Source organism: Mesorhizobium sp. M1338 (assembly GCF_040318045.1).
GTDB lineage: Bacteria > Pseudomonadota > Alphaproteobacteria > Rhizobiales > Rhizobiaceae > Mesorhizobium.
This window is the reverse complement of record NZ_JAMYLL010000003.1, coordinates 150865-175423: the sequence shown is the minus strand read 5'-3', so window position 1 is coordinate 175423 and position 24559 is coordinate 150865. Positions and strand designations below refer to the sequence as shown.

Here is a 24559-nt window from a genome sequence, read left to right as displayed (position 1 = left end):
CCCTCCGGACCAGTCCCCTCCCATGTCAGGCCTGCTTCTCGATCCGTGGTTCTACGCGGCTGCCATTCCGGCGGTCATTCTGGTCGGCCTGTCCAAGGGCGGGTTTGGCGGCGCCGTCGGCTTCGTCGGCGTGCCGCTGATGGCGCTGACCATGCCGCCGGTGCAGGCCGCCGCTATCCTGCTGCCGATCCTGTGCCTGATGGACATCGTCTCGGTTTGGACATGGTGGGGTGTCTATGACCGGAAGATGCTGTTCGACATGATGCCGGGCGCCGTCATCGGCATTGGCCTTGGCTGGCTTACGGCGGCACTGGTCACCGAAGGGGCGGTGCGGCTGATCGTTGGTGCCGTCGCCATCATCTTCGTGCTGCGCTGGCTCTATCTGCAGTTTCGCCACGGCGCCGACCACGCGGTCGCGCCCAACCGTGTGGCCGCCGCCGTCTGGGGCACGGTCGCCGGCTTCACCAGCTTCGTCGCCCATGTCGGCGGCCCGCCCTTCCAGGTCTATGCCCTGCCGATCCGGCTCGATCCCAAGGTGCTGTCGGGCACGGCGGCGATCTTCTTTGCCGCCACCAATGCGCTGAAGCTGGTGCCCTATTTCGCGCTCGGCCAGTTCGACACCGCCAATCTGACGGCGTCGGCGGTGCTGATGCCGCTGGCGCCGCTGTCGACCATCGCCGGGGCGTGGCTGGTGCGGCGGATGCGCCCGGAAATCTTCTATCCCTTCACCTATGCAACCGTCGCGGTCGTGGCGCTGAAGCTGCTGTGGGACGGCATTGTTGGCTTGATGTAGAAAGGCGGCCGCGCGGCCGCCTTCACCGAGGGTCAGGCGGCGCTCGGCACGAGGCGACGATTGCCGCCGAAGGCCAGTGCCGCGCCAACCACGACGGCCAGCACCATGCCGGCGAGGATGCCGATGTCATGCGCGGTCGGCTTAAGCACCATGTCGGCAATGATCACCAGCATTACCGCATAGTCGAAGCGTGCCGCGCTCATCATGCGCTCACCGATGGCAAGAACAGCCGGTGTGACGCCCTCCTTGGCGATCATCGCCCCCATGCGCTCGCCGGTCGGCTTGAAGATGAACATGCCGATCGAAAAGGTCGTGGCGTAGCCGGCAAGGCCGATCAGTACCCACAGATCGGAGAAGCCGACCCAGAAACCGCACATGATGAGGCCGAAGATCAGCGTCAGCATCGACATCGGCGCAAAGAACTTGCCGCCCAGTTGGCCGCTGGCGCGCATCGCCTGCAGCTTGTCCTCGATGTTGCCCGCCCGCTCGGCAAGCATGCCGAGCAGGAACAGCACGAAGCCGCCACCGACCCACAGAATGGCCGTGATGACGTGGAGGAATTTAACGATCGAGTACCAGTCCATGGGTTGCTCCTGCGGTGTTCCGGTCGGATTTGCGGCGGCGCTGATTTGCGCCGGCCGTCAGAGGAGCGGGCGTTTAGCGCGGCGCCTGTTTCGAAACGATGTCGCGAAAAACGTGGCTCTGTTTCAGCGCCCTGCCAATGAACGAAGCGGCTGAGATAGTGATTGCGCAATCTGATTTTCTGCTAATGTACGAAATGTCGGGAGGGGTTGGCGCGACATCGTCCGGAAACATTGCCGATGCTAGTGCGCCGACGCCGGGAGCCCGGTGGCGACAACGATCGCCTGACCATCAACCCATTCCCGCAGACGGGAAAGGCAATTCGGGGGACCATTATGCAAGGGGTAGCACGGAATTTCTTCACGTTGGCCATCATCTATGCGCTGTGCGGCATGGCGCTCGGCCTGTACATGGCGATCAGCCAGGATCACGGCCAGATGCCGACCCATGCCCACACGATGGTGGCCGGGTGGCTGATGTCGGCGGTCTTCGCCTTCTTCTACCATCTGTTTCCGGCAATCGGGCAAAAGACGCTCGCCACCGTTCATTTCTGGCTGACTGCAATCAGCGGCATCGGCCTGCTGATCGGCCTCTTTTTCCTGCTTGCCGGCAATGCCGCGATCGAACCGCTGGTGGCGGCCTCTTCGATGGGCTTCTACGTAGCCCTGCTGCTGTTTGCCTTCATCGCCTTGCCGGCGGTCTGGAAGACCGCCTGAACTGAGCATGAGGCAAGATAAAGCTGTGCCGGCCGTCTGGAAGACGGCCTGAACTGAGTGTGAGGTTCGTGCTGTGCTGTTACGGCACAGGACGGCGGCGTTCGGTCAAAAAACATATGCGCTGTTAAGGCTTCATTAAGCTTTACAGGTGTTTACTATGTTCATCCAGTGATCTGGATTCTTACCGAGTGGTTGGAGCCACTTTGTTTGACGCCTCCCTGTTAAACTCCTGAGAGCCGCCTTATCCGCGGCTCTTTTTTTGTTCGCATTTTTCCTTTTGCCCGAATTTCAGATGGGGCGCCCGACATCGGCTCGCCCATTAACCTTCTGTTAAACATGTGCTTGCCTTCACCGGTGACGAAGCGCATTTTCAAGCTTCAGTCAGACGGGTTTCCGGGTGTATCGGCAGGGAGCCGAATCGGCCGGTTGCAAGTGCAGGGACGTATCGATGAACGAGCTTTCGAAGGGCAGTGCGAAAACCGTCAAGCTGGCGGAACGCCGGGTTTTCTCGCAATCCTTCAAGCCGCTTTACCAGGAAGGTATGGGCCTGGTCGAACAGGCGGCCGAATATCTCGATGGCAAGGGCCGCGCCGAGGCGAAGAAGCTGTCCAGGCTGGCGGCCACGCTCTATGCGGCCGAATCGATGCGGCTGACCACCAGGCTTATGCAGGTTGCGTCCTGGCTGCTTTTGCAGCGCGCCGCCAACTCCGGCGAGATGACCCGCGATCAGGTCGCGTCTGAAAAGTCCAAGGTGCGCCTCGATACCGCTTCCGCCCATGACGAAGCCGCCGGCTGGGCCGAACTGCCCGAGGATTTCCTCGACCTCGTCACCCGCTCGCTGCGCCTGCAGGCACTGGTTCGCCGCATGGACGAGGAGATCTATGGCTCCGGCGCGTTGGCCGACATGCAGCCGATGGCTCGCCGCCTCAATCCGGTTTCCGACCAGATCAGCCTGCTCAACACGGCTTTCGCCAGAGGATAGACCTCGGGTACTTCTCTGTTTCCGGTTTGTTCACATTTCGCTGGCATCGCTGTCCATCGGAGGTAGACTGGACGGATGGGGGAAGCGATTCGCATCATCGGTATCGATCCGGGGCTTCGGCGCACCGGCTGGGGCATCGTCGAAAGCCTTGGCAATTCGCTGCGCTTCATTGCTTCCGGCACCGTGAAGTCCGACGACAAGGCGGCTCTGGCGACGCGGCTGTGCCAATTGCATGACGGGCTCGCCGAGATCCTACACACCGCCATGCCGCACGAGGCGGCCGTCGAACAGACCTTCGTCAACAAGGACGCCGTGGCGACGCTGAAGCTCGGCCAGGCGCGCGGCATTGCCATGCTGGTGCCGGCGCGTGCGGGCCTCGTCGTTGCCGAATATGCGCCCAACGCCGTCAAGAAGGCGGTGATCGGCGTCGGCCATGGCGACAAGAAGCAGATCCACATGATGGTGAAGGTGCTGTTGCCGAAAGCCACTTTCGATACCGAACATGCCGCCGATGCGCTGGCCATCGCCATCTGCCACGCGCATCACCGGCAGAGCGTGGCTTACAGGATGGCGCTTGCTGGATAGAGATGTTCTTGACTTGTTCGCATAGTTGGAATATTTCTTACTTGTAAGAACAAGGTATGTTCCATGCGCGTGACGAGCAAAGGCCAAGTGACAATTCCACGGGATCTGCGGGAGACATTCGGGATTGGCGCCAACAGCGAAGTCATCTTTGGCATTGAGGGGGGCAAGATCACGATCACGCCGAAGCACGACAGGGGACGGCTTGCCGATCGCGAAAGACTCGATCGTTTTCTCGCTGCGCTTGATCGGCTTGAAGGCAGCGGCGATCAGACAATGAATGCTGACGATGTCATGGCTTTGACTCGGGATCGCTGATCTTGGCGACACTTGTCGACACCAATGTGCTTATTGATATCGCCGTTCGCGATCCCGTCTGGTCGAAATGGTCGCGGTCAAAAATGGCGGCTGCCCTTGAGAAGGGCAGCCTGGTCATCAATCAGATTATCTACGCCGAGTTTTCGATGCGCTATGAGGCCATCGATGATGTCGATGATGCCTTGCCCCAAGATGAGTTTCGGCGCGAAGGGCTCCCATTCGAAGCGGCCTTTGCGGCGTCGAGAGCGTTTTCGGTCTACCGGCGGCTGGGCGGACCTCGAGAGAGAGTGATGCCCGACTTCCTGATAGGTGCCCACGCTGCCATCCGAGGCTACCCCATTCTTACTCGCGATCCCGTAGGTTTCAGAAAGTACTTTCCAGATGTCGAGCTCATTACGCCCGATACCCACCCTTAACGAGGGCTGCATCCAATGATCGGCAAGCTCAAGGGCACGCTGGATGGGATCGACGAGGATCATTGCCTCGTCGACATCCATGGCGTCGGCTATGTCGCCTATTGCTCGGCGCGTACGCTGGCGGCGCTGCCTTCGATCGGCGAAGCGGTCATGCTGTTCATCGAGACCTATGTGCGCGAGGACATGCTGCGGCTCTACGGCTTCCAGTCGCAGCTCGAGCGCGAGTGGTTCCGGCTCTTGATGAACAACGTGCCGGGCGTCGGCGCCAAGGTGGCGCTGGCCATCCTGTCGACGCTGGCGCCGGCCGACCTCGCCAATGCCATTGCGCTGCGTGACATCGCCATGGTTTCGCGCGCACCCGGCGTCGGCAAGAAGGTGGCCGAGCGCATCGTCACCGAGTTGAAGAACAAGTCGCCGGCCTATGCCGGGACCGCTTCGGGCACCATCGGCCTCAAGCAGGAGCTCGGCGACGGCGTGGCATCCGCGCCGATCACCGACGCCGTCTCGGCACTGGTCAATCTCGGCTATTCGCGCGACACGGCCGCCAATGCAGTGGCGGCTGCGCTGAAGACGGCGGGCGGGGACGCGGATGCGCCGAAGCTGATCCGTTTCGGGTTGAAGGAACTGGCACGGTGAGTCGCTTGTTCAGCTCCTTGCCGTGTGCAAGGAAGGCGTTATGAGCCTGTCGCCCCGCCTGATTGCGCCGGAAAAACGCGGCGAGGATGCCGAGCAGACCTTGCGGCCGCAGACGCTTGACGATTTCGTCGGCCAGGCGGCGGTGCGGGCCAATCTCAAAGTGTTCATCGAGGCCGCCAAGGGCCGCAACGAGGCGCTCGACCATGTGCTGTTCGTCGGACCACCTGGCCTCGGCAAGACAACGCTGGCGCAGATCATGGCACGTGAACTCGGCGTCAATTTCCGCTCGACCTCCGGCCCGGTCATCGCCAAGGCCGGCGACCTCGCGGCACTGCTGACCAATCTCGAAGAAGGCGACGTGCTGTTCATCGACGAGATCCACCGGCTGAGCCCGGCGGTGGAGGAAATCCTCTATCCGGCGATGGAGGATTTCCAGCTCGACCTGATCATCGGCGAGGGGCCGGCGGCGCGCTCGGTCAAGATCGATCTCGCCCGCTTCACCCTGGTCGCCGCCACAACGCGACTTGGCCTGCTCACCAACCCGCTGCGCGACCGTTTCGGCATTCCGGTGCGGCTCAATTTCTACACGGTCGAGGAGCTGGAGCAGATCGTGCGGCGCGGCGCGCGCATCCTGCAAATGCCGCTCGGCGATGATGGCGCACTGGAGATCGCGCGGCGTGCGCGCGGCACGCCACGCATCGCCGGCCGGCTGCTGCGCCGCGTGCGCGATTTCGCCTCGGTCGCCGGCGACGGCCATGTCGACCGCAAGATCGCCGACGAGGCGCTTACCCGGCTGGAGGTCGACGCGCTCGGCCTCGACGCGCTCGACCGCCGGTACCTGTCGATGATCGCGCGCAATTTCGGCGGCGGGCCGGTCGGCATCGAAACGATCGCCGCCGGCCTGTCCGAGCCGCGCGACGCCATCGAGGACATCATCGAGCCCTATCTCATCCAGCAGGGTTTCATCCAGCGCACGCCGCGCGGCCGGATGCTGACGGCCAATGCCTGGCGCCATCTCGGCCTCGACGCGCCGAAGGACCTGGCGCAGCGGCAGATCAACCTGTTCCAGGAAGAGTAATTTTCCAACGCGCCGCTACGTCTGCGCAAACTCTCCTCGTCCTGGTCGGCTTGCCGGCGAGCCATGACAACCAGATGTGGGTTCCTGCGGCTGATCGGCAGGTTGATCGTCTCCGGCGGCCTCGGCTTCAGCATTCTGCCGGTGCGTTTTGGGATGCGCCCCGAAATCCTGTCGATCGAGCTTGGCTAAATCCAAGTCGCCTCAGTGAAGCGACTTGATCGTGTCCAGCACATCCGGCTCGGCCTTGTCGCCGCTGAAGGCATCGACGATGCCGAAGGCGCCACCATAGCTCCACACCGACCATGAGAAGCCATGCGCTTCGGCGCGCGCGATCATGTCCCTGACATAGGCGGCCCGGTACTCGGCCGGCATCACATAGGCGTTGCCGTATTCCTGGCGGATCATGCCGAATTCGCCCAGCGTGATGTTTTCGGGCTTGACGCCGTTGGCCTTCGCCCACGCCTCGACCTTTTTGAACGGCGCATCCATCAAGCCGAGCAGCTTGTCGGGACTGTCCATGCTGGCGACCTGTTCGTCGAGATAGGCAAGCAGGCCGCTCTGCCGAGCCCATGGCGCCTCTGCCTTGATCCTGGCGCGGATGGTGTCGAGTGTCACGTCGAGCTGCGCCCGCGGCACCGCGGTCAGCGGATAGGGCAGGCCGGTCACATACGGGATGAAGTCGCCGGCCCAGGTCGCACCCTGATGGGTCAGCAGGAACGGATCGTAGGAGTGGAAGGTCCAGATGACATTGTCGTCCCGGATCGCCTTCGGATCGATCTTCTCAAGCGACGAGGCGGCGGAATAGCAGGCGCCGGTCAGCACCAGGGTCAGTTTCGTCGCCGAGGATCGCGCCGCGGCGAACAGTTTGCGCTGGCGGTCCGGCCACAGGCTGGTGCCGTCGCTGTCGCAATCGACGATCGGTTCGTTCATCGGTTCGAAAGCGACATGGGCGGGATCTTCGCTCGCCAGCGTGCGGGCCATCCTGCGCACCATCTCGACATAGTCGTCGAAGGTTTGCGGGTCGTCCATCACTTGCGCCATGCCGATCTTGCGGCTGCCGCCGGCCGAGGTCAGGTGCATGTCGACGACCACCTTCAGCCCGGCGCGGTTTATCATCCGCACCGAGTCCAGCACGCTGGCATAGAGGTCGTCGCGCAACGCCACGGTCTGGCCGGACAGGAACGGAGATGGATCGACCGGCATGCGCAGGAAATCGAAGCCCGCGTCCTTCAGTGCCTTGAGATCGTCTTCCCCAAGGAATTTGCGCCATTCGGGGTAGGGCAGGATGGCCTTGGCGTCGCCCCACTGGTCCTCGCCTGGCCAAGTGACCCACTGGTCCAGATTGAGGCCGCGCTTCATCGAGAAGGTCGCCGCATGGCTGGGCCACACCAACGCCGTGAGCACAAACAACACCGCCGTCAAGGTCTTGATCATCGCCGTCAACAGTGCCATCCGATGCTATGCCACGCGGGAAACAGGTGCCTCGTCGGGACTGAAAAAGGAAGCGCAATGGGCGATCATGGTGAATCGGCGACGCTGCTGGCCGGGCTTTCCGGCGCGCTGACGGCGTTCGGCCACCGGCTGATGGCGCGGGTCTACTACGCCGACACCGATTTCTCGGGTGTCGTCTATCATGCGCGTTATCTCGAATTCTTCGAACGCGGCCGCTCCGACTATCTGAGACTCACTGGCGTGCATCACACCGAACTTGCCGAAGGCAAGCATGGCGAAAAAATTGTTTGGGTGGTGCGGCGCATGGAGATCGATTTTCGCGGTCCCGCCCGCATCGACGACATCCTGACGGTCGATACAAGCACCGAGGATATTTCCGGCGCGCGCATCTTCATGGCGCAAAAGCTCAAGCGCGGCGACGAGGTGCTGGTCGAGGCCAAGGTCGAGGCGGCGATCATCGGCGAGAATGGCCGCCCAAGGCGCTTTCCGAGGGAATGGGTGGCGGCGTTCATGCCCAAGGCCGCTGCTGACTAGCCCCATTGTGATCAATAGGGATGGCTTGCGCCTTGCCACTGGGCGTGGCAATGCGCCGCGCCTTATATACTAACCCATCCTTAACCATAACGGTTCATGAAGAGATTGGTGAAGATTGGCGTGATCGTGCGCCTTCCTTTCACCAACATTTGCCCCGAAAAGGCCGCTAACGGCACAGTTTGGGGTTGTTCCGGTAGCTTCGTGCGACCGACCACAAGGGATGCCAGGGGCCAGCCGCCAGCTTCGCCCGGAAAAATCTTAAGGACGTAACGATGGAAAATATCGCACTCGCCGATCCGGGCGCGCAATTGTCGGTTTGGGCGCTGTTCAGTCAGGCCAGCTGGGTGGTCAAGCTGGTCATGATCGGCTTGCTCTGCGCTTCGGTCTGGACCTGGGCGATCATCGTCGACAAGCTGGTCTCCTATGCCCGCATGCGAATGTCGCTCAACCGGTTCGAGCAGGTGTTCTGGTCGGGGCAGTCGCTGGAGGAGCTTTACCGGACGCTCGCCGACCGCAAGACCACCGGCATGGGCGCCATTTTCGTGGCCGCGATGCGCGAGTGGAAGAAGAGCTTCGAGAAGGGCGCCAAGTCGCCGCTCGGGCTGCAGACCCGCATCGACAAGGCGATGGACCTAGCGCTGACCCGCGAAATGGAAAAGCTGGAGGGCCGCCTCGGCTTCCTCGCCACCACCGGCTCGGCGGCACCCTTCATCGGCCTGTTCGGCACCGTCATCGGCATCATGACCTCGTTCCAGGCGATTGCCGGTTCCAAGAACACCAGTCTCGCGGTGGTTGCGCCCGGCATTGCCGAAGCGCTGCTGGCGACGGCCATCGGCCTGCTCGCCGCCATCCCCGCCGTCATCGCCTACAACAAGCTGTCGTCCGACGCGAGCAAGATAGCGGTGCGCATGGAAGGGTTCTCCGACGAGTTCTCCGCCATACTCTCGCGCCAAATCGATGAAAAAGTGGCCCCCAAGGCCTGAGGAGTAGCAGATGGGTATGTCCATGGGCATGGGAGGGCGCGGCGGGCGCGGCCACAGGCGGCGCGGCCGTCACCATGCACTAATGTCGGAGATCAACGTCACGCCGATGGTCGACGTGATGCTTGTGCTGCTGATCATCTTCATGGTCGCCGCACCGATGCTGACGGTCGGCGTGCCGATCGACCTGCCGGATACGCAGGCCAAGGCGATGAATGCCGACACGCAGCCGATCACCGTCTCGATCAACGCCACCGGCCAGATCTACCTGCAGGAAACCGAGATCCCGATCGAGGAACTGGTGGCCAAGCTGCAGGCGATCTCGAAGACCGGTTATGAAGAGCGCATCTTCATCCGTGGCGACAAGTCCACCGACTATGGCACGGCGATGAAGGTGATGGCCCGCATTTCGGCCGCCGGTTACAAGAATATCGGCCTCGTTTCGTTGCAGGAACAGGATCAGTAGACAAGAAGATGAAGACCGGCCTCACCACATCGGTGATCTTGCATGCGGCGGCGCTGACCTTCGGCCTGTTCACGCTGACGGCGCCGGCCGCGCTTCCGTCCTCCGACGTCGAGTCGGTAGCGGTCGATATCGTGCCGATGGAAGCCATCGCGCAGACATTGCAGGGCGACAAGAAGGCCGTGATGCATGAAAAGCCTGCACCTGTGCCGACGCAGCGTCCGGACATCGTGCCGGATGCGCAGAAGGTCGGCGAGAACAGCGTCGATACCGACAAGCCGATAACGCCGGAAGCCAAGCCCAAGCCCGTCGACATGACATCGGCTCCGCCGCCCGCGCCGACACCGATCGAAAAGCCGAAGCCCGAGGACGTGCCGAAGCCTCAGGAAAAGCCCAAGCCCACGCCGGCAACGGAAGTGGCGCCGGCACCGACGCCCAAGGAAGAGGTCAAGCCCGAGCCGGTCAAGCAGGTCGACCCCAAGCCGACACCGGCCAAGCCGGCGCCGACCCCGCCGCCGCAGGACAAGACCGCGGCAATAGATCCGACGCCCGAGGTCAAGCCTGACGCCGTCGCCGAAGCCATAGCGCAGGAGCCGCCCACCGAAGCGACACAACTGCCGGACTCGGCACCCGCGCCGGAAGCCCGGCCGAAGCCGCAGCCGGCACAGGCCGAAAGCGCCAAGGCGCCGGACCGCAAGGATGCCGACAAGCCGGTCAAGGAAGCCTCGTCGAAGCCGAAGTCCGACGACAAGCAATTCAACGCCGACGAGATTTCCGCTCTTCTCGACAAGCAGAAGCCCTCGGGCGGCGGCGCCAAGCGCTCGACCCAGCAGGCGTCGCTCGGCGGCGACAAGGATCAGGGCCAGAAGCTTTCCAGGTCGGAAATGGGCGCCCTGGAAAGCCAGCTCGGCGGCTGCTGGACCCTTCCCGCGGGCCTTGAAGGTTCCGAGAACTTCGTCGTCGTGGTGCGGTTCAACCTGGATGCCTCCGGCAAGCTGGACGGGCGACCGGCGGTCGAAAAGTCAAGCGGAAACCGTCAGTTCGACGAAAGTGCCGTTCGCGCGGTGCAAAAATGCGATGTCACCGGCCTGCAGGTTCCCGCGGGCAAGCAGGATATCTGGGCCGACGTCCGCGTCACCTTCGATCCAAGGGAGATGCTGGGCCTCTAGGGCCCGCGTATCCGAAAATCAGTACGAGAAGCGAGAAGACATGAAATCAATCCTCAAGCCGCTCCTGATGGTCGCAGCAATGGCGATGGGCATGACCGCTGTCGGCACGTTGCCGGCGCTGGCGCTCGTCGAGCTCAACGTCAACAAGGGCAATGTGGAGCCGCTGCCGATCGCCATCACCGATTTCCAGGGCGGCGACGCGCTTGGCGCGCAGATTTCGCAGATCGTCACCGCCGACCTGAAGCGCTCGGGGCTGTTCGCGCCAATCGACAAGAGCGCCTTTATCGAGAAGATCACCAACCCGGATGCAGCGCCGCGCTTCGACGACTGGAAGGTCATCAACGCGCAGGCCTTGGTCACCGGCAGCGTCAGCAAGGAAGCCGACGGCCGTATCCGCGCCCAGTACCGGTTGTGGGATACGTTTGCCGGCCAGCAGATGTCCGGCGAGCAGTTCTTCGCCAACGACGCCAATCAGCGGCGTGTCGCCCACATCATCGCCGACGCCATCTATGAGCGGCTGACCGGCGAAAAAGGCTATTTCGACACCCGCGTTGTCTTCATCGACGAATCCGGCGCCAAGAACGCGCGCAAGAAGCGCCTCGCCATCATGGACCAGGACGGCGCCAACATCCGCTATCTCTCGGATGGCAAGTCGATCGTGCTGACGCCGCGTTTCTCGCCGAACCGGCAGGAAATCACCTACATGTCCTATGAGAGCGGTCAGCCGCGGGTCTACCTGCTGCAGATCGAGACCGGCCAGCGTGAACTGGTCGGAAATTTCCCCGGGATGACCTTTGCGCCGCGCTTTTCGCCAGACGGCCAGAAGGTGATCATGAGCCTGCTGCGCGACGACGGCAATTCCAACATCTTCGCCATGGATCTGCGCAGCCGTTCAACGACGCGGCTGACCAATTCGACCGCCATCGACACCTCGCCGTCCTATTCGCCCGACGGCAGCAAGGTGGTGTTCACCTCCGACCGCGGCGGCCGTGCGCAGATCTACGTGATGGGCGCCGACGGCTCGGGCCAGACCCGCATCTCCTTCGGCGACGGTGTCTACTCGACGCCGGTGTGGTCACCGCGCGGCGACCTGATCGCCTTCACCAAGCAGACTGGCGGCGAATTCCAGATCGGCGTCATGAAAACCGACGGCTCGGGCGAGCGCATCCTGTCCTCAGGCTTCCAGCAGGAGGGGCCGACCTGGGCGCCGAACGGCCGCGTGCTGATGTTCTTCCGCGACTCCGCCGGTGGGCCAAAGCTGATTTCGGTCGATCTTACCGGGCGTAACGAGCAGTCGATCCCGACGGCGAATTTCGCTTCGGACCCGGCCTGGTCGCCGCTGCTGGAGTAAGGGACGAATTGGAGAAATGAAGAATTGAAGAGATGGAGAAACCGGGAAGTTATATCAAGCGCGCGAGGGATTTAGAGGTATATAAACGCGCTTATGCAATTTCTCTTGAGGTGCACAGGGCCACGCTTGCTTTCCCGAAGATGGAGCAATACGCACTGGCTGACCAGTTGCGCCGTTCCAGCAAGGGAATCTGCGCCAATCTGGCTGAAGGGTTCGCCAAACAGACGCACTCCAAACCCGAATTCGCACGTTTCATTTCGATGGCGATGGGGTCATGCAGCGACGTGGAGACATGGATATCCTACGCGTTCGATCTGGAATACATCAGCCGAGCGCAGTGCGACGAGTGGCTGCAAGCATATGCGCATGTCCACGGCATGCTGATCAATCTGAGAGAAAAGCTGAAGTGAATTGTCCCATCGGGTTCCTCATTTCTTCAATTCCTCAGCTCTTCAATTCCCCTTTTTCCATCACCTCGTCGCGTTTTTGCCGCATTTCCGCCTAGGGTCCGCGCCAACTGTGGCTCATGGCCAAACAGCTGCGGACGGGCAGCTTATACCAAAATTTAACCGTGTTTCTTGAATGCCGGTTAACCCAAACGTGGTTACTGGGTGATCAACGAAATCACTCGAATACGATCACTCGAAATACGAAGGAGAGGCGGCATGGGCCGTATCGCAGCACTTACCAGAAACCCGGTCATGATCGCGCTGGTGGCGATGCTCGCCATCGCCGGTTGCGCCTCGAAGAAGACGCCGAACAACGCGGCCGATCTTGGCCTCAACGGCGCCGGCGCGGCAACGCCCGGATCTGCGCAGGACTTCACCGTCAACATCGGCGACCGTATCTTCTTCGATACGGATTCGACCTCGATCCGTGCCGATGCGCAGACGACGCTGGCTCGTCAGGCACAGTGGCTGAACCAGTACAAGCAGTATGCCATCGTCATCGAAGGCCATGCCGACGAGCGCGGCACGCGTGAATACAATCTGGCGCTCGGCGCCCGCCGCGCCGCCGCCACCCGCGACTTCCTCGTGGCCAAGGGTGTTTCTGCCAGCCGTCTCAAGACCATCTCATACGGCAAGGAACGTCCGGTCGCGGTGTGCGACGACATCTCCTGCTGGTCGCAGAACCGCCGTGCGGTCACCACGCTCAGCGGCGCCGGTTCCTGAGGCGTCGCGCGGCCGGTCGCGCCTCAAGAAATGCGCGGCGTACAGCGGTAAAAATGCAACATACCTATGCGAAAGGCGGCCTCCGGGCCGCCTTTTTCATATCCGGATGCCCGAAACAAAATTTGGCCGAAGTCTCGGCTCCTGCTATGAGCCGAGGGCGCTTGGCTGGTCCCATTCTGATTGGAAGGCGCGAACAAGCTAACGAAATCACGGCGAGAGGCACATGCATTTGAGATCGGTTCTGAGCGGCACGCTTGCGCTGCTGCTCCTATCAGGCGTCACCGCCCTGGCTAGCGGCTTGGGGGCTAGCGGCACAGGGCAATCAACCGACAGCGGCTTTTCCTTCCATCTGCCCAGCATCGAATTGCCCAGCATTTTCGGTCAAAAGAAAAAACAGGATCAGGTCCAGATGGTGCAGTCCGATCCTGCCGCCGTCACCAGCCTGGAAGAGCAGTTGCGGCAGATGAACGGCAAGATCGAGGAACTCAATTTCCAGGTCCTGCAGATGCAGGAGCAGATTCGCAAGCAGCAGGAAGACAACGAATTCCGCTTCCAGCAGCTTGAAGGCGGCACGCAAGGAGCACAGCCGCCGGCACAGAAGAAATCAGACGCCACCACCGGCACCGACACCAACGTGGCAGCGGCCCCGGCAACACAGGCGCCGGCCGATGCCGGCGCCGCGCCCGGCAACAACCAGTCAGCAGGCGGCAAGACGGTCGAGGACGTCATCGTCGAATCGCCCGATGGCGACCCCGGCAAGATGATTCCCGGTACGGGAGCGCCTGAAAAGACCTTCGGAACCATCACCGTCGACAAGAACGGCAATGTCGTCGATGCCGGCGGCAACACCCAGTCGACCACGCCGGCGCAGGAAACCGCGCCTGCCACCGGCGCGCCTCCCAAGGCCGGCAAATCCGATACGGTGATCGCCGCGTTGCCCGCCACCAACGATCCGGAGGAGCTCTACCGCAACTCCTATCAGTTCATCCTCTCGGGTGATTACGGCACCGCCGAACAGGGTTTTCGCGACCACATCGCCCGCTTCCCCAGGGATGCGAAGACGGCGGACGCGCATTACTGGCTGGGCGAGTCGCTGCTCGGCCAGCAGAAATACCGCGACGCCGCGGAGACTTTCCTTGCCGCCAGCAAGGACTACCCCAAGGCCAAGAAGGCTCCCGACATGTTGCTGAAGCTCGGCGTGTCGCTGGTCGGCCTCAAGCAGCACGACGTTGCCTGCGCCACCTTCAGCGAGGTCGGCAAGCGCTACCCTGATATTTCCAGTGCGCTCAAGGAACGCGTCAAGCAGGAGAAGGCCCTGGCTGCGTGCTGATCTTTCTGATGCATGTCGTTGTCCCGGGGCCACTTTTGGGCGACACGCATTGATGCTCGACATCGAGCCTGAATTTTCGACCAGAATTTTTTCGCACATCGATTTTACCAGCGGCGCTGTTGCGGCCGTGTCCGGCGGCAGCGACTCGACCGCCCTGCTCCTTCTTCTAAAATACCATCTCGACCGCACGGCGCCGGCAACCAAGCTGCTGGCGGTGACGATCGACCACGGGTTGCGAGCCGGTTCGGCAGCGGAAGCGCAAGCGGTGGCGAAGCTGTGCGCGACATACGGAATTTCACACCGCATCATGACGTGGTCGGGCCTCAAGCCGCCGACCGGCCTGCCTGCAGCGGCGCGCGAAGTGCGCTACCGGCTGCTGGCCGAGGCAGCACAAGCGGAAGGCATCGGCCTGATCCTGACCGGCCATACCGCCGACGACCAGGCGGAAACGGTGCTGATGCGGCAAGCACGGGATGATGGCCGAGAGTTTGCCGGTATGGCGGGCCGTGGACTTGCCGGCATGGCGCCGGCTACCTTGTATGATTGGCGCAGCTGGATCGTGCGGCCGCTCCTCGGTGAGCGGCGCTCGACACTGCGCGACGTCCTGCGGCGTCGAAATGTCGACTGGGCCGACGACCCGACCAATGTCGACGAGGCTTTCGAGCGGCCGCGCATGCGCGCTATGCTCGCCGGCCGGGACGGCGTGCGGCGCATCGATGATGCGCTGGCGCTGGCCGCGCACGAGGGCAAGGCGCGCCGGCAGCTTGGCCTCGCAGCCGCGGACTTGATTCGCCGTTTCGCGGCTCAGCCTGGGGCGGGGCTCGTTCGTCTCGATCCGGGTTTTTTGAGCACCGGTGACGATCGGGCAGCCGTCTATGCGTTGCGCATCCTGCTGGCCACCACCGGCGGGATCCCCTTCCTGCCGGATCAGGCCCGCGGCGAGGCGCTGTTCGGCCGGCTCAAGGCCGGATTTCTTTGCGCCACATTGTCGCGGACGGTTGTCGATTTCCGGCGCGCCGGCATCTTCCTGCGGCGCGAGGCGCGCGGCTTGCCCGCAGCAGCTGCCGCCGACAGCACCCTGTGGGATGGTCGCCGGCACATCACATTGAACGACAGCAGCGGCGCATTGTTGATTGCCCCGTTCGGTACGGCGGCGGCGAAGCGGCTGGCAATGGGCGACGGAAAAATCCCGCCGAGCCTGATGCGCGCCGCACTCGCCGCCGAGCCGGCATTGTGGCGATCCGGTGAATGCCTTGGATTGCCCGGGCATGGAACCGTGTCCGCGACGGTTGAAGCGCGGCCGGTCGTTGCGCCCTTCGCCCGCTTTCTGCCGTCCTTCGACCTGGCGCCGGCGCGGGCCGTCGCCAGGCTGATTGGCGCTGCCCCGGTCCCGCCCTTGCCTTTCCGCGGCCACAGTGCCGGTTGATGGTGGGCGAAAGCTTAACCCCGACGTGCTGTTATGCTTGGCAAGGGGAGGTGCTCTCCCTATGTTAGGCGCAAGTTTCCTCTCATGACGCGTGTCCGCCCCGCGGACGCCAACGGGACAATTGATGAATCCGAACTATCGCAACCTCGCGCTCTGGGCGATCATAGCGGTCCTGCTCATCGCCCTGTTCAATCTGTTCCAGACGCCGCAGACGCGAGGGGCCTCCAGCGATGTGCCGTATTCGCAGTTCCTGCAGGACGTCGCGGCGGGCCGGGTCAAGACGGTGACCATCGCCGGAGCCCGCATCACCGGCACCTACACCGACAATGCCAGCGGCTTCCAGACCTATTCGCCCGGCGATCCGTCGCTGGTCTCGCGGCTGCAGGACAAGAACGTCACCATCAATGCGCGGCCTGAGAGTGACGGCTCCAATTCGCTGTTCGGCTATCTGATCTCATGGCTGCCGATGATCCTCATCCTCGGCGTCTGGATATTCTTCATGCGCCAGATGCAGTCCGGCTCCGGGCGCGCCATGGGCTTCGGCAAGTCGAAGGCCAAGCTGCTCACCGAAGCGCATGGCCGCGTCACCTTCCAGGATGTCGCCGGCGTCGACGAAGCCAAGCAAGATCTGGAAGAGATCGTCGAGTTCCTGCGCGATCCGCAGAAGTTCCAGCGGCTCGGCGGCAAGATTCCGCGCGGTGTGCTGCTTGTCGGTCCTCCGGGAACCGGCAAGACGCTGCTCGCCCGTTCGGTCGCCGGCGAAGCCAATGTGCCGTTCTTCACAATTTCCGGTTCGGACTTCGTCGAGATGTTCGTCGGCGTCGGTGCAAGCCGCGTCCGCGACATGTTCGACCAGGCCAAGAAGAATGCGCCCTGCATAATCTTCATCGACGAAATCGACGCCGTCGGCCGCCATCGCGGCGCTGGCCTCGGCGGCGGCAATGACGAACGCGAGCAGACGCTGAACCAGCTGCTGGTCGAAATGGATGGCTTCGAATCAAACGAAAGCATCATCCTGATCGCCGCCACCAACCGTCCCGACGTGCTCGATCCGGCACTGCTCAGGCCAGGCCGCTTCGACCGCCAGGTCGTGGTGCCGAACCCCGACATCGTCGGCCGCGAGAAGATCCTCAAGGTGCATGTGCGCAACGTGCCGCTGGCACCCAATGTCGACCTCAAGGTGATCGCGCGCGGTACGCCCGGCTTCTCCGGTGCCGACCTGATGAATCTCGTCAACGAGTCCGCGCTGATGGCGGCACGCCGCAACAAGCGCCTCGTCACCATGGCCGAATTCGAGGACGCCAAGGACAAGATCATGATGGGCGCCGAGCGTCGTTCGTCGGCCATGACGCAGGCCGAGAAGGAGCTCACCGCCTACCATGAGGCCGGTCATGCCATTCTCGCGCTCAACGTGCCGTCGGCCGACCCGCTGCACAAGGCCACCATCATCCCGCGTGGCCGGGCGCTCGGCATGGTCATGCAGTTGCCGGAAGGCGACCGCTATTCGATGAGCTACAAATACATGATCTCGCGTCTCGCCATCATGATGGGTGGCCGTGTCGCCGAGGAGTTCAAGTTCGGTAAGGAAAACATCACCTCGGGCGCCTCCTCGGACATCGAGCAGGCGACCAAGCTGGCCCGCGCCATGGTCACGCGCTGGGGTTTTTCCGACAAGCTTGGCCATGTCGCTTACGGCGACAACCAGGAGGAAGTGTTCCTCGGCCATTCAGTGGCGCGCACGCAGAACGTCTCGGAAGAGACCGCGCAGATCATCGACGCCGAAGTGCGCCGCCTGATCGACGAGGCCTATTCGACGGCGAAGTCCATCCTGACCAAGAAGAAGAAGGAATGGATCGCGTTGGCGCAAGGCCTGCTGGAATACGAGACGCTGTCCGGCGAGGAGATCAAGCAGTTGATCGCCGGCCACAAGCCCGCGCGCGACCTCGGCGACGACACGCCGCCAAGCCGGGGCTCGGCCGTGCCGAAGTCCGGCGGCCGGCGCAAGAAGGGACCGGAGCCGGAAGGCGGCATGGAACCGCAGCCATCGAGCTGAGTTCGACAAGAAATTGATTTTAGAAACGCCGCGGCATGGTCCGCGGCGTTTTTTTGCTTGGAGGCTGTGCCGCTCGTCTGCCTAGCTTAAAGGTGGGCCAATTGTTGAAGCCGGCGCTGCCCCTCATCTGCCTGCCGGCATCTTCTCCCCGTATAGTGACTGTGTAGTGACGGAGAGAAGTGCGCCGCCTCCCGGCGATTTCGCCAATCACCTGCGTTGCCAGGATGGCGCCGGCGTTGCGGTCAGCTACTTTCTCCCCGCCACTATACGGGGAGTTGAGGGAGTGGTCCGCGAAGCGGACGAAAAGCCAATTGCTTGGCTTTTCGAACGACGAATGCCCGGCAGGGCAATGGGCGGCGCCATCGAGCGCGAATGGCCCGCCCGGCATTTGACAAGAAAAAAGCCCGCGAACCTTGGGCTCGCGGGCTTTTTCTTGTCAGATGTTGTTGTCGTTCAGCTCTTCAGCTTGGCGTTGCACAGGCTGTAGAAGCCGCCGCCCTTCTGGATCCACTTGAGGCCACCAAGCGCATTGGCGTCCTTGAGGGCATAGTACTGGTCGAGGCAAGTATGCATGCGGCCCTTGCCAGGGGTCTCGCTGGAATATTTCGGCGAGATCGCTGACGGGAACGTGACGCCCTTGGGTGCAACCGTGGTCGGTTTCGCCGGCTCCTTGGTGTAGCTCGCCTCGTCGGCGGCTGGTACGGTGTCGTCATCCGACGCGCTGGCGCCGCACTCGGTCTTGCGGAAGTCGTTCCACTTCATGCCTTTCAGCGTGTCGGCTGTCTTGGCAGCCTGATACTTGGTGCTGCATTCGGCCATGCTCAGACCCTTGCCGCCACTGTCGGCGGGAGCCGCGGCAGCCTTGGTGGTTGCCGGCTTGGCGGCAGCGGCGGATGCACCGGCGGCGCATTCGGACTTGCGGAAGTCGTTCCACTTCATGCCGTTCAGGGTGCCGGCGGCCTTTGCCGCCTGGTACTTGGCGCTGCATTCCTTCGCCGTCAGACCCTTGGCCGTGCTGTCGTCGGCCGTAGCGGCCGCCTTGGCCGGCTTCGTCTCGGCAGCCTTCTTGGTGTCGGCGGTTGCCTTTGTGTCGGCTGCCTTTGTGTCGGCTGCCTTTGTGTCGGCTGCCTTGGTGTCGGTTGCCTTGGTGTCGGTCTTGGCCGCTGCGTCGGTGCCGCACTGGGCCTTGCGGAACTGGTTCCAGGTCGCCCCGGCGAGTGTCCCCGCATCCTTGGCGGCGTTGTATTTCGTGCTGCACTCGGCCATCGTCAGTGCGTTGGCTGGCGCGGCCAGAAACAAGGTCGCGACGGCGAGGCCGGTCAAAGTAGCAAGTCGGTGGATGAGCATAGCGTTTCTCCGTTGCGGCAGCCCATGATACGTCCCGACGAATCAATAACGCTCAACGGCCGGTTGCGCCAGATGCTAAGTAGCGTATATATCGGCGAAAGCTGGGGCTTTGCCGATAAGGTGATGAAATCGTTGTTCGTTGCCGGCTTCAAAGCAAGATTTTCCAGGTGCATCCGCGCTGAAAGTCTCGCATGACTGGTATATTCAGCATGGCAGTCTCAGCATGCCAGGTTGCAGTCATGTTGTGTGCAGTGCACAACAAGGATTTTCTAAGGATTGGTAACATATAATCACACAATGTGATCAAGGCGCCCCGGCCAATTGTGGCATGACGTGCTGGGGAAGAACGTTAAGGAATTGGGCTAGCATGGCAGGGAATTATTTCGGCACGGACGGCATTCGCGGGCGCGCCAACAAGTTTCCGATGACCGCGGAAATCGCGATGCGGGTCGGCATGGCCGCCGGCCTCTCCTTCCAGCGCGGCAGCCACCGTCATCGTGTCGTGCTCGGCAAGGACACCAGGCTTTCCGGCTATATGATCGAGAATGCCATGGTCGCCGGTCTTTGTGCCGCCGGCATGGACGTGTTCCTGCTCGGCCCGATCCCGACTCCGGCGGTCGCCATGCTGGTGCGTTCGCTGCGCGCCGATATCGGCGTCATGATCTCGGCTTCGCACAATCCCTATTACGACAACGGCATCAAGCTGTTCGGACCCGACGGCTACAAGCTCTCCGACGAGATCGAGGAGCGCATCGAGAGCATGCTCGACAAGGATATCGAACTGGCGCTCGCCGATTCCGACGGGCTTGGCCGCGCCAAGCGCGTCGACGGCGTGCATGACCGCTACATCGAATTCGCCAAGCGCACCTTGCCGCGCTCGATGTCACTCTCGGGCTTGAGGATCGTCGTCGATTGCGCCAATGGCGCGGCCTACAAGGTGGCGCCCGAGGCGCTGTGGGAACTGGGCGCCGAAGTCGTCGCCATCAATGTCGAGCCCAACGGCTTCAACATCAACAAGGAATGCGGCTCGACCCATCCCGCCGGTCTGCAGAAGAAGGTGCACGAAGTGCGCGCCGACATCGGTATCGCGCTCGATGGCGATGCCGATCGCGTCGTCATTGTCGATGAGAACGGTGCGATCGTCGATGGCGACCAGATCATGGCGCTGATCGCCGAATCCTGGCACCAGAGCGGGCGGCTCGCCGGCGGCGGCGTCGTTTCGACGGTCATGTCCAATCTCGGCCTCGAGCGCTTCCTCGGCGACATGAAGCTGCAATTGCACCGCACCAAGGTCGGCGACCGTTATGTCGTCGAGCATATGCGCGCGCATGGGCTGAATGTCGGCGGCGAACAATCCGGCCATATCGTGCTGTCGGACTTCTCGACCACCGGCGATGGCCTCGTTTCGGCGCTGCAGGTGCTGGCCTGCATCAAGCGGCAGGGGCGGCCGGTCAGCGAACTGTCGAAGAAGTTCGAACCGGTGCCACAGCTCCTGAAGAACGTCCATATTTCCGGCGGCAAGCCGCTCGAGGAAGCGCCAGTCAAGGCGGCCATCGAAGACGCCCGCCACCGCCTCGGCAAGGCCGGGCGGCTGGTTATTCGGCCCTCCGGCACGGAACCGCTGATCCGCGTCATGGCCGAGGGCGACGACCCGCAACTGGTCGAGTCCATCGTCAATGGGATCGTTGAGGTTATCTCCGAAACGCGCAGCGCAGCTTAATCACAAGCCCGCCCGCGAGGGTGCCGCACACATATCTTCGCCAGCTCAAGCCCGCCCTTCCGGCGGGCTTTTTTGGTCGGTCCGGCAGTCGATTCCGGCATCCTGAAGCCGCTCCACCATGCCTCGAACTTTCGGGATTCGTGGTTAAGCAACAGGGTTAAACGCCCTTTAACCTTTGCACTTCATTATCCACGACTGAAAAGCAATTGCATTCGGACACGATAGCCGTTCCGAACTTCTCAGGGGTGACAAGCATGTTCAATACAGCCAGAAAGGTCCTGCTCGCCTTACTGTTCGCAGGCCTGGCAGGACCGCTGTTCGCGGCCGACCTGCCGGAACCGGTGGTCGAGGAAGCTCCGCCTCCGGCCGTCTACGAGCAGCCGGTCGAAGTCGGCGGCTGGTATATCCGCGGCGACATCGACTATCACAAGTCGACCCTGCGCGGCATCGACTATATGACCTATACCGTTGATCCCTGTAACTGTACGGTCACGCCCGGCACCAGAAGCTTCGATTTCGGTAAGCTCAAGGGCGGCTTCTCGCTCGGCGCCGGCGTCGGCTACAAGATCAACGACTACTTCCGCACCGATCTGACCGCCGACTATTGGTTCAAGTCGAACTTCAACGGCGGCACGTCGGATATCAACGGGACTTCGACCGAAGTGTCGAAAATGAGCGCCCTGCTGCTGCTTGCCAATGCCTATGTCGATCTCGGCACCTATAGTGGCATCACGCCCTACGTCGGCGCCGGCATCGGCGGTGCGCGCGTCAAGTGGGATACTGTCTACGACCCGAACACCACCGAGACCAACCCGGGAGCGTCCAACTGGCGCTTCGCCTACGCTCTGATGGCCGGCGCTTCCTACTGCCTGACCGACAAAATCATCCTCGACGCGGGCTATCGCTTCAGCCACATCCAGGGCGGCCGCATGTTCGAATGGGATGTCAGCAGCTCCGGACCCGGCTTCGATCGCGGCATCAACACACACGAAGTGCGCGGCGGCCTGCGCTATCAGTTCGGTGGCAACAACGGTTGCGCCGCGCCGGTCGTGGCCTACCAGCCCGAACCCGAGCCGATCTACACCAAGTAACACCAGCATTACCTGAAATTCTCGCGAACCGCCCGGCATCAGCCGGGCGGTTTTCGTTTGCACCGCCCCGATGAGACCCTGCCGGAAATGAATTCGCTAACGCTCTGTTAGCCTTAACCGGCACTTAACCACTATGGTTAACAATGCTTCCTGAAACGATGGCTGCCGTTGCTATTCCTGGCGGCGCCAAATTCGGGAGTCGGGGACCATGAAAATCATTTCGCGTATGACGCTGGCACTTGGCGCCTTAGCCCTCTTGCCGCTGACGCCCGTGCACGCCGCCGACTACGACCCGCCGATCTATGTCGACCAGGCGCCCGATTATGTGCCGGTCGAGGTCGGCTCCGGCTGGTATCTGCGCGGCGATGTCTCGTACCTGGCGCAGAAGAGCTTCAGGAACGACAATTTCGCCTTCACGCCGGCAAGCTTCAGCGACAAGGAAGACCCCATCTTTGCCAGCATCGGCTTCGGCTACCATTTCAACGACTATCTGCGCGCCGATCTCAATCTGGGCTATCTGCCCGGCAACAAGATCGGCGTCGGCTATGACGATTCAGCGACTGCGGCAGAGCCGACCGTGGCATCGGCGTCCCTGAAGAACTACGCCTTCTCGGGCATGCTCAATGGCTATGTCGATCTTGGCACCTATGTCGGGATCACGCCTTATCTCGGCGCCGGTATCGGTGTCGTCCGCAGCAAGCGCAGCCTCTCGGCTAGCTACTTCACCGACAACAGCGATCCCAGCGATGATTTCGTACTGAATGACAGCAAGACCCAGTACTCCCTGGCCTATACGCTGAATGCCGGCCTTGCCTATCAGGTGACGAAGAACGTTTCCGTCGATCTGGGCTATCAGTATTTCTCCGCCCCGGATGCCGAATATGTGACAGCCGAAAGCCTGACCTCCTATCCGATCAAAAAGGGGATCAGCAACCACCAGGTCAAGCTCGGGCTGCGCTACGATCTCTGGTAGGCGCCGCGAGCACGAGGATCAGGACGGCGGATCTTCGGGTCCGCCGTTTGCGTTTGAAGTCACGCCATCCTGATCACAGATCGCCAGTATCCCGCCAGCGACAAAAACTTTCCTCTTGACGCCCGAAGCCTGAACGCATATCGCCGTCCGTGGGCCACCCCTCCCCAACGAGGGGCCACTATCTGGAAGGATAGACCACGATGACGACGCATACGAAGCCCGGACTCCGTCCGGCAAACCCCAATTTTTCCTCAGGTCCCTGCGCAAAGCGCCCCGGCTGGTCGGTCGAGGCGCTGAACAATGCCGCGCTCGGCCGTTCCCACCGCGCCAGGATCGGCAAGGCCAAGCTCGAACAGGCGATCGAGCTGACGCGGGAAATTCTCCAGGTCCCGGCGGACTACCGCATCGGCATCGTACCGGCGTCGGACACCGGCGCGGTCGAGATGGCGCTGTGGTCGCTGCTCGGCGAGCGCGGCGTCGACATGGTCGCCTGGGAGAGCTTTGGCTCCGGCTGGGTCACCGACGTGGTCAAGCAATTGAAGCTCGCCGATGTGCGCAAGATCGAAGCCGGCTACGGCGAACTGCCCGTCCTCACAAAGATCGATTTCGACCGCGATGTGGTCTTCACCTGGAATGGCACCACGTCCGGCGTGCGCGTGCCGAATGGCGATTTCATTCCCGCGGATCGCAAGGGCCTGACCATCTGCGACGCGACTTCGGCCGCCTTCGCACAGAGGCTCGATTTCGAAAAACTCGATGTCGTCACCTTCTCCTGGCAGAAGGTGCTGGGCGGCGAGGGCGCGCACGGCATGCTGATCCTGTCACCCCGCGCGGTCGAGCGGCTGGAGATCTATAAGCCTTCATGGCCGCTGCCGAAAATCTTCCGCCTGACCTCGGGCGGCAAGTTGATCGAAGGCATCTTCAAGGGCGAGACCATCAACACGCCGTCGATGCTGTGCGTCGAGGACTATCTCGATGCGCTCAACTGGGCGAAGTCGATCGGCGGCCTCGCAGGGCTGATCGCCAGGGCGGATGCCAATGCGGCCGTCCTCGATCGCTTTGTCGCCAAGTCCTCATGGCTCGGTCATCTCGCCGTCCAGCCGGCGACGCGGTCGAACACGTCCGTGTGCCTGTCCTTCACCGATCCGGATGTGTCCGCGCTCGATGCCGATGGGCAAGCGGCTTTCGCCAAGGGACTGGTGTCGGTGCTCGACAAGGAAGGTGTCGCCTACGACATCGGCGCCTATCGCGACGCACCGCCCGGCCTGCGCATCTGGTGTGGCGCGACCGTCGAGACGTCGGATCTCGAAGCATTGCTGCCCTGGCTCGACTGGGCCTTCGCTGCGCAGAAGGCGTCGCTGAAAGCGGCGGCCTGAGATTTTCAGTGGCGGCCTT

Annotated in this window: 26 protein-coding genes; 23 read left to right on the top strand and 3 right to left on the bottom strand. The window is 62.5% G+C overall.

Annotated features, from left to right (window positions below; translation table 11 throughout):
* Window positions 1-22: 22 nt before the first annotated feature.
* Window positions 23-793, top strand: a complete 771-nt coding sequence (locus NKH19_RS04690; protein WP_352864900.1) for a sulfite exporter TauE/SafE family protein — start codon at window positions 23-25, stop codon at window positions 791-793.
* Window positions 794-825: 32 nt separating this feature from the next.
* On the opposite strand, the gene NKH19_RS04685 is transcribed toward NKH19_RS04690, so the two are convergent.
* Window positions 826-1377, bottom strand: coding sequence for a DUF2269 family protein (locus NKH19_RS04685; protein WP_352864897.1), 552 nt, complete (start codon window positions 1375-1377; stop codon window positions 826-828).
* Window positions 1378-1710: 333 nt separating this feature from the next.
* Here NKH19_RS04685 and NKH19_RS04680 point away from each other — a divergent pair, with 333 nt between their 5' ends.
* The 8 genes from NKH19_RS04680 to NKH19_RS04645 all read left to right on the top strand — a co-directional run bounded on the left by NKH19_RS04680 (window position 1711) and on the right by NKH19_RS04645 (window position 6292).
* Window positions 1711-2091: a hypothetical protein gene (locus NKH19_RS04680; RefSeq protein WP_352864895.1), complete on the top strand. Its 381-nt coding sequence runs from the start codon at window positions 1711-1713 to the stop codon at window positions 2089-2091.
* Between the two features lie 448 nt (window positions 2092-2539).
* Window positions 2540-3073 carry a protease adaptor protein RcdA gene (gene rcdA / locus NKH19_RS04675; protein WP_352864892.1) on the top strand — a complete coding sequence of 178 codons (534 nt, stop codon included), beginning with the start codon at window positions 2540-2542 and terminating at the stop codon, window positions 3071-3073.
* A 75-nt stretch (window positions 3074-3148) separates the two neighbouring features.
* The gene (gene ruvC / locus NKH19_RS04670) at window positions 3149-3658 is read left to right on the top strand and encodes a crossover junction endodeoxyribonuclease RuvC (protein ID WP_352864890.1); all 510 of its coding nucleotides are present in this window, start codon (window positions 3149-3151) and stop codon (window positions 3656-3658) included.
* A gap of 63 nt (window positions 3659-3721) precedes the next feature.
* Window positions 3722-3973, top strand: coding sequence for an AbrB/MazE/SpoVT family DNA-binding domain-containing protein (locus NKH19_RS04665; protein WP_224700539.1), 252 nt, complete (start codon window positions 3722-3724; stop codon window positions 3971-3973).
* A gap of 2 nt (window positions 3974-3975) precedes the next feature.
* On the top strand, window positions 3976-4389 hold the full coding sequence (locus tag NKH19_RS04660; protein WP_352864888.1) for a type II toxin-antitoxin system VapC family toxin: 414 nt from the start codon (window positions 3976-3978) through the stop codon (window positions 4387-4389).
* 15 nt (window positions 4390-4404) lie between these two features.
* Window positions 4405-5025 (top strand): Holliday junction branch migration protein RuvA, encoded by a 621-nt coding sequence (ruvA, locus tag NKH19_RS04655; protein ID WP_352864885.1) that lies wholly within the window; start codon window positions 4405-4407, stop codon window positions 5023-5025.
* A 40-nt stretch (window positions 5026-5065) separates the two neighbouring features.
* Window positions 5066-6103, top strand: coding sequence for a Holliday junction branch migration DNA helicase RuvB (gene ruvB, locus NKH19_RS04650; protein WP_352864883.1), 1038 nt, complete (start codon window positions 5066-5068; stop codon window positions 6101-6103).
* A gap of 63 nt (window positions 6104-6166) precedes the next feature.
* Window positions 6167-6292 (top strand): hypothetical protein, encoded by a 126-nt coding sequence (locus NKH19_RS04645; RefSeq protein ID WP_352865140.1) that lies wholly within the window; start codon window positions 6167-6169, stop codon window positions 6290-6292.
* Between the two features lie 12 nt (window positions 6293-6304).
* Here NKH19_RS04645 and NKH19_RS04640 read toward each other — a convergent pair whose 3' ends face one another.
* The gene (locus tag NKH19_RS04640) at window positions 6305-7555 is read right to left on the bottom strand and encodes a glycoside hydrolase family 5 protein (RefSeq protein WP_352864881.1); all 1251 of its coding nucleotides are present in this window, start codon (window positions 7553-7555) and stop codon (window positions 6305-6307) included.
* Between the two features lie 57 nt (window positions 7556-7612).
* On the opposite strand from NKH19_RS04640, the gene ybgC reads away from it, so the two are divergent.
* The 10 genes from ybgC to ftsH all read left to right on the top strand — a co-directional run bounded on the left by ybgC (window position 7613) and on the right by ftsH (window position 18033).
* Complete coding sequence (gene ybgC, locus NKH19_RS04635) at window positions 7613-8089, top strand: tol-pal system-associated acyl-CoA thioesterase (protein WP_352864879.1); 477 nt, start codon at window positions 7613-7615, stop codon at window positions 8087-8089.
* Between the two features lie 272 nt (window positions 8090-8361).
* The gene (gene tolQ / locus NKH19_RS04630) at window positions 8362-9072 is read left to right on the top strand and encodes a protein TolQ (protein WP_352864877.1); all 711 of its coding nucleotides are present in this window, start codon (window positions 8362-8364) and stop codon (window positions 9070-9072) included.
* Between the two features lie 10 nt (window positions 9073-9082).
* Window positions 9083-9535, top strand: a complete 453-nt coding sequence (tolR, locus tag NKH19_RS04625) for a protein TolR (protein WP_352864875.1) — start codon at window positions 9083-9085, stop codon at window positions 9533-9535.
* 8 nt (window positions 9536-9543) lie between these two features.
* Entirely contained in the window at window positions 9544-10701 is a 1158-nt protein-coding gene (gene tolA / locus NKH19_RS04620; RefSeq protein ID WP_352864872.1) for a cell envelope integrity protein TolA, read from the top strand.
* Window positions 10702-10741: 40 nt separating this feature from the next.
* The gene (gene tolB, locus NKH19_RS04615) at window positions 10742-12052 is read left to right on the top strand and encodes a Tol-Pal system beta propeller repeat protein TolB (RefSeq protein WP_352864870.1); all 1311 of its coding nucleotides are present in this window, start codon (window positions 10742-10744) and stop codon (window positions 12050-12052) included.
* A 32-nt stretch (window positions 12053-12084) separates the two neighbouring features.
* On the top strand, window positions 12085-12462 hold the full coding sequence (locus tag NKH19_RS04610) for a four helix bundle protein (protein WP_352864867.1): 378 nt from the start codon (window positions 12085-12087) through the stop codon (window positions 12460-12462).
* Window positions 12463-12717: 255 nt separating this feature from the next.
* Window positions 12718-13224: a peptidoglycan-associated lipoprotein Pal gene (gene pal, locus NKH19_RS04605; protein ID WP_056586484.1), complete on the top strand. Its 507-nt coding sequence runs from the start codon at window positions 12718-12720 to the stop codon at window positions 13222-13224.
* Window positions 13225-13447: 223 nt separating this feature from the next.
* Window positions 13448-14554 (top strand): tol-pal system protein YbgF, encoded by a 1107-nt coding sequence (gene ybgF / locus NKH19_RS04600; RefSeq protein WP_352864864.1) that lies wholly within the window; start codon window positions 13448-13450, stop codon window positions 14552-14554.
* 52 nt (window positions 14555-14606) lie between these two features.
* Window positions 14607-15980, top strand: coding sequence for a tRNA lysidine(34) synthetase TilS (gene tilS, locus NKH19_RS04595; RefSeq protein WP_352864862.1), 1374 nt, complete (start codon window positions 14607-14609; stop codon window positions 15978-15980).
* 124 nt (window positions 15981-16104) lie between these two features.
* Window positions 16105-18033, top strand: coding sequence for an ATP-dependent zinc metalloprotease FtsH (gene ftsH, locus NKH19_RS04590; RefSeq protein WP_352864859.1), 1929 nt, complete (start codon window positions 16105-16107; stop codon window positions 18031-18033).
* A gap of 453 nt (window positions 18034-18486) precedes the next feature.
* Here ftsH and NKH19_RS04585 read toward each other — a convergent pair whose 3' ends face one another.
* Window positions 18487-19380 carry a hypothetical protein gene (locus tag NKH19_RS04585; RefSeq protein WP_352864857.1) on the bottom strand — a complete coding sequence of 298 codons (894 nt, stop codon included), beginning with the start codon at window positions 19378-19380 and terminating at the stop codon, window positions 18487-18489.
* A 367-nt stretch (window positions 19381-19747) separates the two neighbouring features.
* Here NKH19_RS04585 and glmM point away from each other — a divergent pair, with 367 nt between their 5' ends.
* The 4 genes from glmM to NKH19_RS04565 all read left to right on the top strand — a co-directional run bounded on the left by glmM (window position 19748) and on the right by NKH19_RS04565 (window position 24540).
* The gene (glmM, locus tag NKH19_RS04580; protein ID WP_352864855.1) at window positions 19748-21100 is read left to right on the top strand and encodes a phosphoglucosamine mutase; all 1353 of its coding nucleotides are present in this window, start codon (window positions 19748-19750) and stop codon (window positions 21098-21100) included.
* A gap of 254 nt (window positions 21101-21354) precedes the next feature.
* Window positions 21355-22191 (top strand): outer membrane protein, encoded by an 837-nt coding sequence (locus tag NKH19_RS04575; protein ID WP_352864854.1) that lies wholly within the window; start codon window positions 21355-21357, stop codon window positions 22189-22191.
* Between the two features lie 208 nt (window positions 22192-22399).
* Complete coding sequence (locus NKH19_RS04570; protein WP_352864852.1) at window positions 22400-23164, top strand: outer membrane protein; 765 nt, start codon at window positions 22400-22402, stop codon at window positions 23162-23164.
* Between the two features lie 200 nt (window positions 23165-23364).
* Window positions 23365-24540, top strand: a complete 1176-nt coding sequence (locus tag NKH19_RS04565; RefSeq protein ID WP_352864850.1) for a phosphoserine transaminase — start codon at window positions 23365-23367, stop codon at window positions 24538-24540.
* Window positions 24541-24559: the final 19 nt, after the last annotated feature.

What these genes read in the sequence shown, in the direction of transcription:
- tolQ (WP_352864877.1), top strand. Translation starts at nt 8,362, where the DNA reads ATGGAAAATATCGCACTCGCCGATCCGGGCGCGCAATTGTCGGTTTGG.
- NKH19_RS04570 (WP_352864852.1), top strand. Translation starts at nt 22,400, where the DNA reads ATGAAAATCATTTCGCGTATGACGCTGGCACTTGGCGCCTTAGCCCTC.
- ruvC (WP_352864890.1), top strand. Translation starts at nt 3,149, where the DNA reads ATGGGGGAAGCGATTCGCATCATCGGTATCGATCCGGGGCTTCGGCGC.
- ybgC (WP_352864879.1), top strand. Translation starts at nt 7,613, where the DNA reads ATGGGCGATCATGGTGAATCGGCGACGCTGCTGGCCGGGCTTTCCGGC.
- ruvB (WP_352864883.1), top strand. Translation starts at nt 5,066, where the DNA reads ATGAGCCTGTCGCCCCGCCTGATTGCGCCGGAAAAACGCGGCGAGGAT.
- NKH19_RS04575 (WP_352864854.1), top strand. Translation starts at nt 21,355, where the DNA reads ATGTTCAATACAGCCAGAAAGGTCCTGCTCGCCTTACTGTTCGCAGGC.
- ruvA (WP_352864885.1), top strand. Translation starts at nt 4,405, where the DNA reads ATGATCGGCAAGCTCAAGGGCACGCTGGATGGGATCGACGAGGATCAT.
- tolA (WP_352864872.1), top strand. Translation starts at nt 9,544, where the DNA reads ATGAAGACCGGCCTCACCACATCGGTGATCTTGCATGCGGCGGCGCTG.
- NKH19_RS04665 (WP_224700539.1), top strand. Translation starts at nt 3,722, where the DNA reads ATGCGCGTGACGAGCAAAGGCCAAGTGACAATTCCACGGGATCTGCGG.
- NKH19_RS04610 (WP_352864867.1), top strand. Translation starts at nt 12,085, where the DNA reads ATGGAGAAACCGGGAAGTTATATCAAGCGCGCGAGGGATTTAGAGGTA.
- glmM (WP_352864855.1), top strand. Translation starts at nt 19,748, where the DNA reads ATGGCAGGGAATTATTTCGGCACGGACGGCATTCGCGGGCGCGCCAAC.
- NKH19_RS04685 (WP_352864897.1), bottom strand. Translation starts at nt 1,377, where the DNA reads ATGGACTGGTACTCGATCGTTAAATTCCTCCACGTCATCACGGCCATT.
- tilS (WP_352864862.1), top strand. Translation starts at nt 14,607, where the DNA reads ATGCTCGACATCGAGCCTGAATTTTCGACCAGAATTTTTTCGCACATC.
- tolR (WP_352864875.1), top strand. Translation starts at nt 9,083, where the DNA reads ATGGGTATGTCCATGGGCATGGGAGGGCGCGGCGGGCGCGGCCACAGG.
- tolB (WP_352864870.1), top strand. Translation starts at nt 10,742, where the DNA reads ATGAAATCAATCCTCAAGCCGCTCCTGATGGTCGCAGCAATGGCGATG.
- NKH19_RS04640 (WP_352864881.1), bottom strand. Translation starts at nt 7,555, where the DNA reads ATGGCACTGTTGACGGCGATGATCAAGACCTTGACGGCGGTGTTGTTT.
- pal (WP_056586484.1), top strand. Translation starts at nt 12,718, where the DNA reads ATGGGCCGTATCGCAGCACTTACCAGAAACCCGGTCATGATCGCGCTG.
- NKH19_RS04585 (WP_352864857.1), bottom strand. Translation starts at nt 19,380, where the DNA reads ATGCTCATCCACCGACTTGCTACTTTGACCGGCCTCGCCGTCGCGACC.
- NKH19_RS04645 (WP_352865140.1), top strand. Translation starts at nt 6,167, where the DNA reads ATGACAACCAGATGTGGGTTCCTGCGGCTGATCGGCAGGTTGATCGTC.
- NKH19_RS04680 (WP_352864895.1), top strand. Translation starts at nt 1,711, where the DNA reads ATGCAAGGGGTAGCACGGAATTTCTTCACGTTGGCCATCATCTATGCG.
- NKH19_RS04565 (WP_352864850.1), top strand. Translation starts at nt 23,365, where the DNA reads ATGACGACGCATACGAAGCCCGGACTCCGTCCGGCAAACCCCAATTTT.
- rcdA (WP_352864892.1), top strand. Translation starts at nt 2,540, where the DNA reads ATGAACGAGCTTTCGAAGGGCAGTGCGAAAACCGTCAAGCTGGCGGAA.
- ftsH (WP_352864859.1), top strand. Translation starts at nt 16,105, where the DNA reads ATGAATCCGAACTATCGCAACCTCGCGCTCTGGGCGATCATAGCGGTC.
- ybgF (WP_352864864.1), top strand. Translation starts at nt 13,448, where the DNA reads ATGCATTTGAGATCGGTTCTGAGCGGCACGCTTGCGCTGCTGCTCCTA.
- NKH19_RS04690 (WP_352864900.1), top strand. Translation starts at nt 23, where the DNA reads ATGTCAGGCCTGCTTCTCGATCCGTGGTTCTACGCGGCTGCCATTCCG.